Annotated in this window: 11 protein-coding genes; 7 read left to right on the forward strand and 4 right to left on the reverse strand. The window is 72.1% G+C overall.

Annotated elements, in window-relative coordinates; translation table 11 throughout:
- Nucleotides 1–143: 143 nt before the first annotated feature.
- The 7 genes from AADR41_RS07305 (at nt 144) to AADR41_RS07335 (ending at nt 9518) form a co-directional block, all read left to right on the forward strand.
- Nucleotides 144–1526 carry a S1 family peptidase gene (locus AADR41_RS07305; protein WP_342280553.1) on the forward strand — a complete coding sequence of 461 codons (1383 nt, stop codon included), beginning with the start codon at nt 144–146 and terminating at the stop codon, nt 1524–1526.
- Nucleotides 1523–3868 (forward strand): serine/threonine protein kinase, encoded by a 2346-nt coding sequence (locus tag AADR41_RS07310; RefSeq protein ID WP_342280554.1) that lies wholly within the window; start codon nt 1523–1525, stop codon nt 3866–3868. The genes AADR41_RS07305 and AADR41_RS07310 overlap by 4 nt, the downstream gene beginning before the upstream one ends.
- Nucleotides 3868–5277, forward strand: a complete 1410-nt coding sequence (locus AADR41_RS07315) for a hypothetical protein (protein ID WP_342280555.1) — start codon at nt 3868–3870, stop codon at nt 5275–5277. Before AADR41_RS07310 ends, AADR41_RS07315 begins: the two co-directional genes overlap by 1 nt.
- Nucleotides 5274–6281 (forward strand): hypothetical protein, encoded by a 1008-nt coding sequence (locus tag AADR41_RS07320; RefSeq protein WP_342280556.1) that lies wholly within the window; start codon nt 5274–5276, stop codon nt 6279–6281. Before AADR41_RS07315 ends, AADR41_RS07320 begins: the two co-directional genes overlap by 4 nt.
- Nucleotides 6278–7513 (forward strand): carbohydrate ABC transporter substrate-binding protein, encoded by a 1236-nt coding sequence (locus AADR41_RS07325; RefSeq protein WP_342280557.1) that lies wholly within the window; start codon nt 6278–6280, stop codon nt 7511–7513. The genes AADR41_RS07320 and AADR41_RS07325 overlap by 4 nt, the downstream gene beginning before the upstream one ends.
- 153 nt (nt 7514–7666) lie before the next feature.
- Complete coding sequence (locus AADR41_RS07330; RefSeq protein ID WP_342280558.1) at nt 7667–9250, forward strand: acyl-CoA carboxylase subunit beta; 1584 nt, start codon at nt 7667–7669, stop codon at nt 9248–9250.
- Nucleotides 9251–9314: 64 nt separating this feature from the next.
- A complete protein-coding gene (locus AADR41_RS07335) occupies nt 9315–9518 on the forward strand; it encodes an acyl-CoA carboxylase subunit epsilon (protein WP_093545194.1) in 204 nt (67 codons plus the stop codon).
- Between the two features lie 73 nt (nt 9519–9591).
- Here AADR41_RS07335 and AADR41_RS07340 read toward each other — a convergent pair whose 3' ends face one another.
- The 4 genes from AADR41_RS07340 to AADR41_RS07355 form a co-directional block, all read right to left on the reverse strand.
- Nucleotides 9592–10173 carry a GTP-binding protein gene (locus AADR41_RS07340; RefSeq protein WP_014048542.1) on the reverse strand — a complete coding sequence of 194 codons (582 nt, stop codon included), beginning with the start codon at nt 10171–10173 and terminating at the stop codon, nt 9592–9594.
- Complete coding sequence (locus AADR41_RS07345) at nt 10154–10780, reverse strand: DUF742 domain-containing protein (RefSeq protein WP_266911680.1); 627 nt, start codon at nt 10778–10780, stop codon at nt 10154–10156. Before AADR41_RS07345 ends, AADR41_RS07340 begins: the two co-directional genes overlap by 20 nt.
- Nucleotides 10781–10865: 85 nt before the next feature.
- Nucleotides 10866–11279, reverse strand: coding sequence for a roadblock/LC7 domain-containing protein (locus AADR41_RS07350; RefSeq protein ID WP_006127847.1), 414 nt, complete (start codon nt 11277–11279; stop codon nt 10866–10868).
- Nucleotides 11280–11289: 10 nt separating this feature from the next.
- Nucleotides 11290–14499: a nitrate- and nitrite sensing domain-containing protein gene (locus AADR41_RS07355; protein WP_342280559.1), complete on the reverse strand. Its 3210-nt coding sequence runs from the start codon at nt 14497–14499 to the stop codon at nt 11290–11292.
- Between the last annotated feature and the right edge of the window lie 199 nt (nt 14500–14698).

The raw sequence follows: 14698 nt of genomic DNA on the forward strand, positions 1-14698 counted from the left end.
CGGGTGCGGCCGAGGGCCGGCCCGTCCCGCATCACGCGTGCGGTGGCGCCCCACCGCTCCGTGATGCCGGATGGACATTGAGTCACCGCAAGTGTGTCCGAGGACTGGGATCCGTCCCCGCCACGCGCGTATTCTCGTGCGGCATGGGGGAGCTGAGGGCGGACTGGCGAATCCGATTACGGCGGGGCGACGCGAACGGGCCGGTCTGCGGCGCCGGTGTGCTGCTCACCCGGGACCGGGCACTCACCTGTGCCCACGTGGTGGGGGAGGAGGACGCCAGGATCTGGGTGGAGTTCGCCGAGAACCCCGCCATCGCCCCGGTCGGAGCACGGGTGGCCGAGGGCGGCTGGCTGCCCGGTCTCGGCGCCACCCGCGAGGACATCGCCGTGCTCGCCCTGGACAGCCCGCGCCCGCACGCCACCCCCGCGACGCTCGACCGGAGCCTGGAGCGCGGCCGTGAGGTGTGGATCGGCGGGTACGCGCGGTCCTTCGCCGACGGGATGTGGCTGACCGGGCGGATCAGCGGGGTGCACGGCGCCTGGATCCAGCTCGACGCCGGACGCAACGAGCAGGTGGTGAAACCGGGGTTCAGCGGGGCCGCCGTGCAGGTGCGCGGCGAGGCGTCCGGATCGCCCGAGCGGGTCGTCGGGATGGTCGTCAGCTGGCGCGGCGACCGCGATCTGGCGCTGCCCACCGACAACGACCTGGCGTTCTCCTACATGATCCCGATCGACAAGATCGCCGAACTCGTGCCGCTGGTCGCCGAGTTGAGCGGGCCGGACGGCTGGGACCAGGGGCTGGACCGGCGACTGCGGCGATGGTTCGCCGGCGGCGACGAACCCGCGGTGCGCTTCAGCGTCGTACCGCACGGCGGTGGCCGCGACCGGACCCTCGGACACCATCTGCACCGCGCCCACCTCGTCTACCGGGGCGGACGCACCACCCCCGAGGACTTCGTCGCCGAACTGGTGACCCGGCTGCGCCCGCCCCGCCACCAGGCCCGGGCCTACCGCGACTGGCTGCTCACCGGCGGCACCCCGCCCGAACGGCCGGCGGGCGGCACGGCCGGCGGCGCCGGGCCCACCCTCGCCGTGATCGGCCTCGACGAGGACCCGCAGCCGCACCTGCTGGTGCCCCTGCTCGCCCGGGTACGGACGCTCGGCTTCCGGCTGCTCGTCGTCGTGCGGGACAGCGGCGGAGACGAAGTGACGGAGGTGGCACGGCAGCTGCTCCTACCCGCCCTCGACGAGCGGGCCGCCGAACTGGTCGGCCGGGTCGAGGACATCGAGAGGCAATGGGTGGGACTGAGCGGCCTGGTGGAATCGGGCTCCCTGGGGCCCGTGCCGCACACCGGGGCGTCCCGCCACCGGCGGCGGCTGTCGCAGCTGCGCACCGTGGCGGACCCGCGCGACCGGCTCAACGCCCTGCGCGACCTGCTGCGTGAACTCCGGACGGAGCTGCGACGGCACGGCCGGGCGGACGTACCCGGACCGCGCGACGAGCAGGGCCGGACCGGCCACCGATGAGGATTCCCTGCCCGCACCGCCGGTTCACCGGAGCGCCCTGCGAAGGAGCGGTGCGGCCCACCGGCTACTGCGACACCTGCGGGCGTTCCGAGGACGGCCCGGGACTGCCGCCGCTGCCCGCCTCTCCTGACCTGTGCGGCCCCAGGGGACTGCTGGAACTGCCGCCGCTCGACCCGAGCACCCCCGACCAGCGGCTGGGCGCCGCCGTCACCCGGGCACACGTCCGGATGAGCTGCTCGTCCAAGTCCTGCGCCACCTACTTCGTCGCCCCGTTCACCGCGGCCCCGCCGCCCGAGGAGGGCCACTGCCCCCGATGCGGCGCCCCGTACTCCTACCGCCCCGAACTCGACCGGGACGGGCCGCTGCTCCAGGACCAGTACCGCATCCTCGGGCCCATCGCGCACGGCGGCCAGGGCTGGGTCTACCTCGCCCGCGACACCCACCTCGAAGACCTCGTCGCCGTGAAGGGAATGCTGAACCGGTACGCGGAACGCGGCGCCGTCCAGGCCGCCGAGGAGCGCCGCAGCCTGGTCGCCATCCGGCACGAACGCATCGTCCAGATCCGGGACTTCGTCAGCACAGGCAGCGCCGACGGCACGGTCTCCGGCGGCTACATCGTGATGCAGGACGTCGGCGACCGGACCCTGTCCGCCGTCGTCGAGGCGACCCGGCAGGGCAACTTCGTCCTCGACATCGAGCACGTCATCACCTACGGCTGCCAGATCCTCGAAGCCCTCGCCCACCTGCACGGCATGGGATTCCTGTACGGGGACATGAAACCCTCCAACGTCGTCCACCAGCACGACGGCGTGAAGGTCATCGACCTCGGCGGCGTCCGCAAACAGGGATCCACCGAACCGCCGCCCGTCATCACCCCCAGATACGCCGCGCCCGAGATGGTCAGCGGCAGCCCGCTGACCATCGCCCACGACATCCACACGGTCGGCGCGACCCTGGCCGAGCTGGCGGGCTGGGCGGTCGGCGACGACGTGCCCGGCCTCGGCACCAGCTCCTTCCGGCTGGTGGTGGAGCGGGCGACGGACCGGGATCCGGAACGCCGGTTCGCCGACGCCGAGGAGATGGCGGGCCAGCTGCGCGGAGTGCTGCGCGAGATCCGGGCGCTGCGCGGCAAACGGGACCGCACCGAACCCTCCGCCTGTTTCACCCCGTCCACCGAACTGCTCGGCGCGCGGCTGGGCTCCGTACCCGACTACGCGCACTGGCTGGAGCGCACTCCGCACCGCCGCGACCGGACACCCGAAGCACCCGCCCTGGACAGCGGACTCCCCACCCCCACCGAGATCGCCCGGCGGCTGCCGGTGCCCCGGCCCTACCCGGCGGACCCCGAGGCCGCCCGCTTCCTGGTGAGCAGCTACGACCCCGGCCGGCTGCTGGCCCAGCCCGCCGAGGGCGAACGCTCGGTGGAGATCTGCCTGCACAACGCCCGGCTGCTGCTCGGCCGGGAGGGCGCCGAGGCGCTGACCCGGGCGCGCGAACAGGTGGAGGCCGCGAACGCCATTCCCGGCCCCGGCCCGGTGCGGCAGTGGCGGCTCAGCTGGCACCGGGGACTGGTCGCGCTGCGCAGCGCGGAGGTACTGGACGACCGGCGGCAGCTGCTGGAGGCGGCCCTGGAGCACTTCGCCGCCGTCCACCGCGCGTTGCCCGGCGAGTACGCCGCGAAGCTGGCCCTGGCCTATGTCGCGGAGCAGCTCGGCCCGGACCGCCGGGCCGGTCCGATCCCGTCGGCGTACGAACTCTTCCGGGCCGTGCACGCCCGCAATCCCTCCCACGTCGGTGCCGCGCTGGGCCTGGCCAGGCTGGCCCTGGAACGCGGCGACCGGGACGCCGCCGCCGAGGTCCTGGACCTGGTGCCCGACGAGTCGCGGGACCACACCGTCGCCCGGATCGCCGCGCTGCGCATCCGGGCGGCCCGGCTCGCGGCGGGCGGACGGCCGCTGCCCGGGACACGGCGGATCGACGCCGTGCTCGCCGCGGTGCCGCTGCGCGAGGGCGGCCCCGGACGGCATCCGGCGTCCGTGGTCACCGGCGACGAATCGGCCCGGCTGCTGCGCACCGAACTCTACGAATGGAAGCTCGACGCGGTCCGGGCCGCGGCCGGCGAGCCGCCCCCCGACGACCGCTGGTGGCGGCGCGGACTGCCACCGGCACCGGTGCCCGGGGAGCGGGCCGTACGGGAGGAACTGGCACGCTGCTACCGCTGGATGGCCCGGCAGTGCCGGGACACCGCCGACCACGAGAAGCTCATCGACCTCTCACACGCCGTCCGCCCGCAGACCCGCTTCTGGTTCCCGCCCCGACGCCGTACCCCCGGAGGCAGCTGATGGGCCGCACCGCCGCGACGCCCGGACTCGGGATCGGCCTCACCGTCCAGGTCGCGAAGAAGCAGCGGCCCGACCGGGACGCCCGGATCGACGCCCATGTGCGGGTCCGGGCGTTCGCCGCCGGGCCCCGCGACCGGGTGCCGGCCGTCGACATCGCGCTGGTCGTCGCGGTGGACGTGAGTGCCGAGCGCCGTGACGCGGCCGTCGCCGCACTGTCCGGGACAGTGGACGCACTGCCCGACGGGCTTTCGTACACCGTGCTGGGCGGTGGCGCCGAGCAGTGCTACCCGCTGCGCGGCCGGTGGGCGCTGGCCGGCCCCGACGACCGGCGCCGGGCCGCGTTCAGCGTCGGCCGGATCGCCGCGTCCGCCCAGGGACGGGCCCCGGCCGGATACACCACCTGGCTGGCCAGAGCGCGCGAACTCTTCGCCGAACGCGCCCTCCCGGTACGGCACCTGATCCTCGTCACCGACGGCGGCAGCCGGGGCGACGGCGACGACGCGACCCGCCCGGACAGTGCCCTGAGCCTCGAACTCGCCCGGGGCGAAGGCAAGTTCACCGCCGACGTCATCGCACCCGGAGCGGGCTGGGATCCGGTCCCGCTGCTCGCCGTCGCGACACGGCTGCACGGCACCGCGGCCTCCTCGCCCGACGACTTCGCCCCCGCCATGGCCACCGCCCTGGACCGGCTCCGCAGGGTCCGCAGCCCCGAACTCCCCATCGAGGTGAGCGTGCGCCCGGCGGTACGGGAAGTGACGCTGACCGAGACCGCGCCGCACCAGCAGCGGCTGGAGCCGGACCGGGTCCGCAACGGCCCGCACCGGCTGGAGTTCCGCACCCACCAGTGGCAGCCGGAGTCCCGCGATTACCTCCTCACCCTGCGGGCCGACGCCGGCCACGACCCGCTGGGCGTGCCCCTCCAGCTCGCCGAGGTCGCCGTCGGCGGAGCCGTCGAACCGGTCGTGGTCCGCTGGCTGCCGGCGGGCACCGCCGCGGACACCGCACGCGTCTCCGGCGCGGTCGGCCGCGACATCCACACCATGAACGTCTCCACCCAGATGCGGACCGCCCTCAACCACGGGTACACCGCCCTCGACCTGGACAGCCGCGAACGGGCCGAGGCACAGCTCGGACTGGCCGTCCGGCTCGCCACCGAGATCGCCGCCGACTGGGTGCTGGACGAGGTCCGCAAGGTCGCCCGGATCGTGGACGGCCCGCAGGGACGGGTCAGGATCGGACCGGCCGTCGACGCGGGCACCGTCCGCCGGGGGCTGCTCAACATCACCTCCGGGCACCCGGTGGAACTGCCCGGACTCCCGGTGTCCGGCCCGGAGCCCCGCTGCCCGGACTGCCACCACCCGGCCGGGCCCGCGGCCGGGTTCTGCATCGACTGCGGGAGGCGGCTGTGAGCCCAGGACCGGCCCGGACGGACGGGAACGCCTACCGCTCCCGGACCCGGCGGCTGCTGGAGCGCCATCTGGCCGCGATGCTGGCGGCCGCGCTGGTCTCGATGAGCGCCCTGCTCGTCTCGTACCGCGAGGTCCAGATCTCGGCGGGCGAGATGCGCACCCGCGGTGCCCCGGCCGTGCAGGGCGTGGCCGCCACCCAGCTCGCCCTGCTGCGCGCCCACAAGGAGGCCGTGGCATCCCTGGACAACGGCATCGCCGACGTGGTCGGCGCCGGTGCGCGGTACGAGAACCAGCTCGCCGCCGCCGACCAGGGCCTGTCCCGGCTCTCCGACGTGCAGATCGACGGGGACCGCGGCCGCGGGGTGCTCGAAACGGTGAACGGGGTGCTCACCTCGTACAGCAGCTCCATCACCCCCGGCGCGGTGAAGTACGTGACGGACCCTCTGATGCAGCAGGAGAAGTTCGCGGAGGCCGAGACACTGCTCACCCGCGAGGGCACCGGGGTGGTGCCGCGGCTGGACGTCCTCCAGGGGCACCAGATGGCCAGGGTCGGCACCCTCAGCACGATGAGCCCCGTGCAGTGGTCCGGCTGGGTGGTCGCGGAACTCGGCCTGCTGGCCATGGTCCTGATCACGCTCTCCGCGCTGTGGGTGCTGCGCACCCGCTGCGGTCACAGCCTCGATCTCTGCCTGCTGGTCTCGCTGCTGGCCGTCGTTTTCCTGGCCACGGGCCCGCTGATCGCGACGAGCGAGACACAGGACCGGCTGGAGGCGGCCCGCGACGGGCTGGTCCGGATCGAGCAGCAGGCCGGGCACCACACCGATCTGGCCGGATCCCAGCAGGCCGTCACCGACATGGGGACGCGGGTGCGTGCCGGGCTGGCCGCCCGGGACTGGCAGAGCGGTATGTACTACGGGGCGCTCGCGGCCGCCGCCCTGGTCGTGCTGCTGCCCGCGGTAGGCATCGGCCGGCACCTGAACGCCGACTACTGGAGGACCGGATGAGGGTGCCCGCCCGAGCCGTTCTGCTCCTGCTGTGTCTGGCGCTGGCCGCGGCGGGCTGCGGTCTCGCCGCACCCGGCAGCGGCGACGAACAGCCGAGGGTGACGATCCTCGGCCCGTGGACCGACGACCAGGAGAAGCAGTTCAAGGCGGTGCTGGACACCCTCGGCACCCCCTACACCTACCAGGGCACCGCCGCCAGCCGGGAGGTCCTGCTCGCCGCGGTGCAGGCGGGCAACCCGCCCGACATCGCGATCCTGCCGGGCGTCGGGGACCTCGTCGAGTACGCCGCGGAGCGGCGGCTGCACCCGCTGGGCGCGAAGGGCGCCGCCGCGAAGTACGGCAGGCCCTGGCAGCCGGAGGCCAGGGGGATAGAGGCCGACCTCTGGGTGCCGCTCAAGGCCGACCTCAAGAGCATCGTCTGGTACCGCAAGGACCGCCCGCCCCCTGCCGGCCCCGCCCCGCTGGCCTCCTGGTGCGTCGGCATGGGCGACGACGGCGCCTCGGGCTGGCCGGGCAGCGACTGGATCGAGGACCTGATCCTGCAGACGGCGGGCCCGGTGCTGTACGAGCGATGGGCGACCGGAACCATGAAGTGGACGGACACCCCGGTGGTCAACGCCTGGAGCCTGTGGGCCGGACTGCTGGCCCAGGACCCCGACACCGCCGGCCGGTCGATGCGCCGCGACCACCGGGGCCGGTCCGGCGGCCACGGACTGCTCTTCGACGGCGGCTGCGACCTGGAGCACCAGGGCTCCTTCGCCCGCTCCTTCTATGGGGCGCGCGGCGGACGGGCCGCCTTCACGGACTCCGCGCCGCTGCTGCCCTCCGGTCCGAGGATCAAGGGCCGCGAGGTGTCCGCCGACTTCGCGGCACTCTTCAGCGGCTCCGCACCGGCCCGCGACCTGCTCACCCGGCTCACCTCGCGCCCGGCCCAGGAGGAGTGGGGCCGCAGGGCCGGGGTATTCTCGCCGGACTCCGACGTGCCGGCCCGGAAGGGCACGGTCGAGAAGCAGATCAGCGACCGCCTCACCGACCAGCGGGTGCCGCTCTGTCTGGACGCCTCGGACGTGATGCCCGCCGCCGTGCGGGACGCCTTCTACGAGGCGGTGCTGCTGACCATGGCCCACCCCGGGGCCCCGGTGCAAGACCGGCTGGACGACGTCCAGCGGGTCCAGAACGCCCAACCGGCCCACACCCCGAGGCTGACCGGGGTGTGCAGCAGACCACAGTGAGCTTTTGTCGGACTCGCACAAAGACTGACCGGTACCGGCTGGTACTTCGCCTGCACGCCCTCCGGATTCTGTCGGGCTCCGCCAGGAAACCGGTCAGGAGACTGTACGGAGTCGACGGCAGGGTTTACTTGCCCGGCTTCGTAGGGTCGGTACATGACCGTTGTGGACGAAACCCCGGGCGAGCCGAGCGACACCCGTGGCCGGGTGGCCGAACTGCTGGCGCTGCGTGAGCAGGCCCGTCGCGGACCGAGTGACCGGGCGACCGAGGCGCAGCACGCCAAGGGCAAGCTGACGGCGCGTGAGCGCATCGCGCTGCTGCTGGACGAGGGTTCGTTCAAGGAGGTCGAGCAGCTGCGCCGGCACCGGGCGACGGGGTTCGGCCTGGAGGAGAAGAAGCCGTACACCGACGGTGTCATCACCGGCTGGGGCACGGTCGACGGCCGCACGGTCTTCGTGTACGCGCACGACTTCCGGATCTTCGGCGGTGCGCTGGGCGAGGCCCACGCCACGAAGATCCACAAGATCATGGACATGGCCATCTCGGCCGGTGCGCCGCTGGTCTCCCTGAACGACGGCGCCGGCGCCCGTATCCAGGAGGGTGTCTCCGCGCTCGCCGGTTACGGCGGGATCTTCCAGCGCAACACCCGGGCCTCGGGCGTGATCCCGCAGATCAGCGTGATGCTCGGCCCGTGCGCGGGCGGCGCGGCCTACAGCCCGGCGCTGACCGACTTCGTCTTCATGGTCCGCGAGACCTCCCAGATGTTCATCACCGGACCGGACGTGGTGAAGGCGGTCACCGGTGAGGAGATCACCCAGAACGGGCTGGGCGGCGCGGACGTGCACGCCGAGACCTCCGGCGTCGCGCACTTCGCGTACGACGACGAGGAGACCTGCATCGCCGAGGTCCGCTACCTGATCGGGATGCTGCCCTCCAACAACCGCGAGAACCCGCCCGCCGCCGAGAGCGACGACCCCGCCGACCGGCGCGGCGACGTCCTGCTGGACCTGGTCCCGGCCGACGGCAACCGCCCGTACGACATGCACAAGGTCATCGAGGAGCTCGTCGACGACGGCGACTACCTGGAGGTCCACGAGCGCTGGGCCCGCAACATCGTCTGCGCCCTGGCCCGGATGGACGGGCAGGTCGTCGGCATCGTCGCCAACCAGCCGCAGACCCTCGCCGGCGTCCTGGACATCGAAGCCTCCGAGAAGGCGGCCCGCTTCGTCCAGATGTGTGATGCATTCAACATCCCCATCATCACTCTTTTGGACGTACCCGGCTTTCTGCCCGGGGTCGATCAGGAGCACGGTGGAATCATTCGGCACGGTGCGAAGCTGCTCTACGCGTACTGCAACGCCACGGTGCCGAGGATCTCGCTGATCCTGCGCAAGGCGTACGGCGGTGCGTACATCGTGATGGACAGCCAGTCCATCGGTGCGGATCTGACGTACGCCTGGCCGACCAACGAGATCGCGGTGATGGGCGCCGAGGGCGCCGCCAACGTCATCTTCCGTCGGCAGATCGCCGACGCCGAGGACCCGGAAGCCATGCGCAAGCGCATGGTCAAGGAGTACAAGGCGGAACTGATGCATCCGTACTACGCAGCCGAGCGCGGCCTGGTCGACGACGTCATCGACCCCGCCGAGACCCGCGAGGTGCTGATCGCCTCGCTCGCCATGCTCCGTTCCAAGCACGCCGACCTGCCGTCCCGCAAGCACGGCAACCCCCCGCAGTAGTCCGCACCGCGCAGCACCCCTGCCGAGCCCGCGAAGACCTGCCGAGAAGACGGAGAAACAACCCATGAGCACTGCCGCCGAGTCCGTGCTGCGCGTCGAGAAGGGTCTCGCCGACCCCGAGGAGCTGGCCGCGATAACCGCGGTCCTGCTCGCCCGCGCCGCGGCCCAGCCCGCCGCACCCCCCGCCCACCGGGGCCGCAACACCGCCGGCTGGCGCCGCCTGGAGCGCACGCCGGGCTTCCGCGCCCCGCACTCCTGGCAGGGCTGACGGACGACGCGCGAAAGGGCCCCGCACTCCTTCGGGAGTGCGGGGCCCTTTCCGTATGTCCGGACCGGGGGTCCTACCGCAGGCGCGCCATGAGGGCGTGCTCCACGAGCGTGATCAGCGCGCTCTTGGCGTCCGCGCGGTGCCGCGCGTCCGTCGTCAGGATCGGCGTGTCCGGGCCGATCTGGAGGGCTTCGCGGACCTCGTCGGGGGTGTAGGGCTGGTGTCCGTCGAAGCCGTTGAGGGCGATGACGAACGGCAGGCCGCTGTTCTCGAAGTAGTCGACGGCGGGGAAGCAGTCGGCGAGGCGGCGGGTGTCGACGAGGACGACGGCGCCGATGGCGCCGCGGACCAGGTCGTCCCACATGAACCAGAAGCGGTCCTGTCCGGGCGTACCGAAGAGGTACAGGATCAGGTCCTGGTCCAGGGTGATACGACCGAAGTCCATCGCCACCGTCGTGGTGGTCTTGTCCCCGGTGTGCGTCAGGTCGTCGATGCCCGCGGACGCGGACGTCATCACGGCTTCGGTGCGCAGCGGATTGATCTCCGAGACGGCACCGACGAACGTGGTCTTACCCACGCCGAAGCCCCCTGCCACCACGATCTTCGCCGAGGTAGTGGAGCGGGCTGCTCCGCCGCTAGAGCTTGCGAAGTCCACTGAGCACCCTTTCGAGCAGTGTCACATCTGGCTGGCCGCCGGCGGACTCGTCGCCGCCGGGCTGATGGATAGCGACGAGTCCGGCCTCTGCCAGGTCGGCTACGAGGATCCGGGCAACGCCGAGCGGGATCGAGAGCAGTGCCGAAATCTCGGCGACCGACTTGATCTCGAAGCACAGCCGGCAGATCCGCTGGTGCTCGGGCAACTGCCCTTGCAGCCGGGACGGATCGGCCGTGGTACTGACCAACGCCTCAATGGCGAGTTGGTAGCGCGGTCGGGTCCGGCCGCCGGTCATGGCGTACGGACGAACCAGCGGATTGTGCGCGGAGGGCGCGGCAGGCTCGGGGGTCTGCCGCGGCTGGACCGGCTGGATACGGGGCGCCCGGGGCGAGTCGTAGCGGTGCGGACGCTGCGTCGGCCACCCGGAACCCTGCTGGGCGTCGTGCGGCGGCCGCGGAGGCTGCTGCGGCTGCTGCTGATAGGGCCGGTAAGGCTGCTGGGCGCCCTGTCCGCTGGGTGCGGAGGGGAAGTTGAACCGGTTGTCGCCGTGCTCACCCGGTACCTGTCGGCCACCGTCGTACTGGTGCCCGCCTGTCGGTGTGTCCACGATTCCTCCTCCTGCCGGTCCCGGTCTCAGTGGGCCGCGCCACCGCACCTTATGGCCCGGTGGCGTGAAACGCACTGTCTGTCTACTAGTTAAGAAGACTTCCTTGCAGTTCGGCACGGAGGTCCGGGGTGAGGACACTGCCGGCACGGTCGACGAGAAGAGCCATTTCGTACCCAACCAGACCGATATCGGCATCCGGATGTGCAAGAACGGCAAGAGATGATCCGTCGGAAATGGACATGATGAAGAGGAATCCGCGCTCCATCTCCACAACGGTCTGATTCACCGCGCCGCCCTCGAAGATCCGCGAGGCACCCGCGGTCAGCGAGGTCAGCCCGGAGGCGACGGCCGCCAGCTGGTCGGCGCGGTCACGGGGGAATCCCTCGGACATGGCCAGCAGGAGTCCGTCGGCGGAGACCACCACCGTGTGCGACACCCCGGGGGTGTTGTCCACGAAGTTGGTGATCAACCAGTTCAGATTCTGCGCCGCCTGGCTCATCGGGCTCACACTAACGCTCCTGGTTGTAGGTATTACTGTCGTCCGAACCCGCGCTGCGTCCCCGGAGCACACCCCGCCGCAGGTTGCTCAACCTGCCGCGGACGTCCTCGGGGGCGCGGGAAACCTGAGGGCCGCCCTGCAAGGTCTGCTCGGCCGTGCCCTCGACCAGGTTGGCCTTGGGCACCCGCCGGGGGAGACCGGACGGGGTGATCCCGCCCGCCTTCGGCTCCCGGAGCTTCTCGGCCCGCTCCCAGCGCTCGTCGTTGGCCGAGCGCCAGTCGTCGGAGCCGTCTCCGTCCTGCTGCGCGGGCGACGGCTGCTGCGGCACTTCCTCCTGCTGCGGCTGCTGCTGCGCGGCGACGGGCCGGCTGTTCCCGCGGCCGGTGGGCTGCCAGTGCTGCTGACCGCCCCGGCGCGGCAGACCGGCTTCGGTCAGCTCGTGACCGGAGTCGGGCGTGGGCCCCGGACGGTCGAAGCCTACGCGCTCCTGCGGCTCTGCGGGGGCGCTCGGGGCGGATTCCGCTTCCACCATTGCCGGGGGCTCGTACGTCCCCTGGTAGGCGCCCTGTTCCGGCCAGTCGTCCTGCTGGGGCCGGGGAGCGAACTGCTCCTCGTAGGACGGCTGCGGGACCGCACCGGCGGCGTACCCGCCCTCCGCATAACCACCGGGCAGATCCTGTCCGGGCTGCCGGGCGACGCCCGCGTCGGCGGGGTAGGGCTCGTAGCCGCCCTGGTACGGAGCCTGCTCGTACTGCTCCTGCCGGATGTCCTGCTGCGGCTCCTGGCCGTACCCGTTCCCGGCGTACCCGCCGTCCGCGAACCGGCCGTCGGTGAACCGGCCTTCGGCGTACTGGCCGTCGGTGTACGGATCCTGCGGGTGCTCGCCCGCCGTCTGCGCCCCCAGCGCCGCCCGCCGCTCCTCACGCATCAGCGAACGGCCCACCGGGTCCAGCTGGGAGGAGTCCGCCGAGGGCTGCTCGTAGCGCGAGTCGTCGAAGCCCAGCTCCGCCGCCGTGCGCAGGTGCGGCTGGGACGGCGGCTGCTCGAAGCTCTGCTGCTCCGGAATGATCGAGGAGACGGTGAAGTCGTCGGCCGGGGCGGACGGTTCGCCACCGCCGCCGTGGGTGATCGCGTCCGGCAGCATGACCAGCGAGGTGGTTCCGGCCTGCTCGCCCGAGGGGCGCAGCTGGACCCGGATGCCGTGCCGGTCGGAGAGCCGGCCGACCACGAACAGACCCATCCGCTGCGACACCGCGGCGTCCACCGTCGGCGGGTTGGCCAGCTTGTGGTTGATGTCGGCGAAGTCCTCGGCGGTGAGGCCGATGCCCTTGTCGTGGATCTCGATCATCACGCGGCCGTCGGGCAGCCGGGTCGCGGTGACCCGCACCTTGGTCTGCGGCGAGGAGAACGTGGTGGCGTTCTCCAGCAACTCGGCCAGCAGATGCACGAGGTCGGTGACCGACTGGCCGTGGATCTCGGTCTCGGGCACCCCGGCGAGCTCGATGCGCTCGTACGACTCCACCTCGGAGGCGGCGGCACGCAGCACGTCGACCAGCGGGACCGGCTGGTTCCAGCGGCGGCCCGGCTCCTCGCCGGCCAGCACCAGGAGGTTCTCGCCGTTGCGGCGCATGCGGGTGGCCAGATGGTCCAGCCGGAAGAGGTTCTCCAGCTGGTCCGGGTCGGCCTCGTTGTTCTCCAGGTCGGTGATGAGGGTCAGCTGGCCCTCGATCAGCGACTGGTTGCGGCGCGAGAGGTTGGTGAAGATCGCGTTGACGTTGCCCCGCAGCATGGCCTGCTCGGCCGCCAGCCGGACCGCCTCGCGGTGCACCTGGTCGAAGGCGCGGGCGACCTCACCGATCTCGTCGCGGCTGTGGATCGGGATCGGCTGGACCCGGGTGTCCACCCGGCCCGGCTCGGCCCGGGAGAGCTGGTCGACCAGCATCGGCAGCCGCTGCTCGGCGATCCCGAAGGCGGCGGTACGCAGCCGGCGCATCGAGCGGCTCATCTGCCGGGCCATGAGCCCGGCCAGCACGAAGGCGGCCAGCAGGGAGACGATCACGACCGCGGCGTTGACGACGGCGTCGGTCCTGGCGCCGGACGAGATGTCCGCGGCCTCGGCCACCGCCTTGTCGACGAGCTCGTCCTGGACCGTGGTGTAGCCGTCGAACTTGGCGGTGGCGGCCGCCATCCAGGTCTCCGGGGTGATGCCCTTCGCGGCCAGCTTCTCGGGCGACTTGCCCTGCCCGATCTGCTGGGCCATGCCGTCGAAGACCGAGCCGTCGATGCTGGGCGGGGCGACGAACGGGGTTCCCGCCGCGTCCGCCTCCTTCTCGGCCTGCTTCAGGTCCCGCGCGCCCTCGTCCGCCTTGGCGGACATGACCTGCTTCAGCCGGGCCGCGTCGGCCTCCGTACCGCCGGAGACGAACTCGCCGAGCGCGATCTGCTCCAGGTAGTTGTACGAGCCGAAGGCCTTGACCTGGGCGTCGAACTTGGCCTTCTCCTGGCTGGGACGCACCAGCAGGTGCATGCCGATGGAGCGCTGAAGCGATTCTGCAGCCTTGGCGAGCTCGATCGCGTAGACCGTACGGCCGTAGCTGGTGATGTTGCCGGTGCCCAGCCCCAGCTCGTTGCTGAACTCCATCAGCGAGTGCTGGACCTTGACGTAGCCCTCCTCCGTCTTCACCGGGTCCATGGCCTCGGCGAAGGCGGCCTTGCGCAGCTCGGGAAGGGTGGGCTCCTCCAGCCGGAGCAGCTGGAGGCGCCGCTCCAGGCCCTGCTTCCCGGGCATGCCCTTCACGGCCGCGTCGAACTTCTTCGCGGCCGCGTCGGTGGTGGCCCGGGCCTCCCCGATGATGTCGGCGTCCCGCTTGTTGGACAGCAGCGGCTGGGCGGAGAGGTCGCGCTCGTTCAGCAGCGCCTGGCCGTACTCGGCGGCCGCGCGCACGATCAGCGCGGTCTTCTCGGCGTCCTGGGCCTCGCGCCAGGTGTCGATCGACCCCTTCACCTGGAATCCGCCCATGACCAGGCCGACCAGGACGGGGATCAGGAGAATCGCGTTCAGCCGGGTGGGCACCCGCCAGTTGCGCGGCGACAGCCGGCTGGTGCCGCCGTCGGACACCGCCGTACCGGACGCGTCCGCAATGGACGCCGCGGCGCGCGGCGGCGGGGTGAAGTTGCCCCGCTCCTGCTGCGCCGTGGAGCCCGCGTTGCCTCGCCTCACTCGACCAACAACCTCTCGGCGTCGGCACCTACGTTGTGCCGTATTTCGTTCAGGGCCGTACTACTCGGGAGTTCGTCGAATTCCAGCACGGGGACCGGTCGCGTTCCAAACAGTCGGAATCTGTCATTCCGAGTGGCGCAGACCTCAGATAAAACGGGCATAAAGAACGAGCCCCGTCAAAAGGCGGGGCTCAGGTGAG

Origin of the sequence: Streptomyces sp. CLV115 (genome assembly GCF_038448545.1) — a bacterium.
In the GTDB taxonomy this organism is placed as follows: Bacteria; Actinomycetota; Actinomycetes; order Streptomycetales; family Streptomycetaceae; genus Streptomyces; species Streptomyces sanglieri.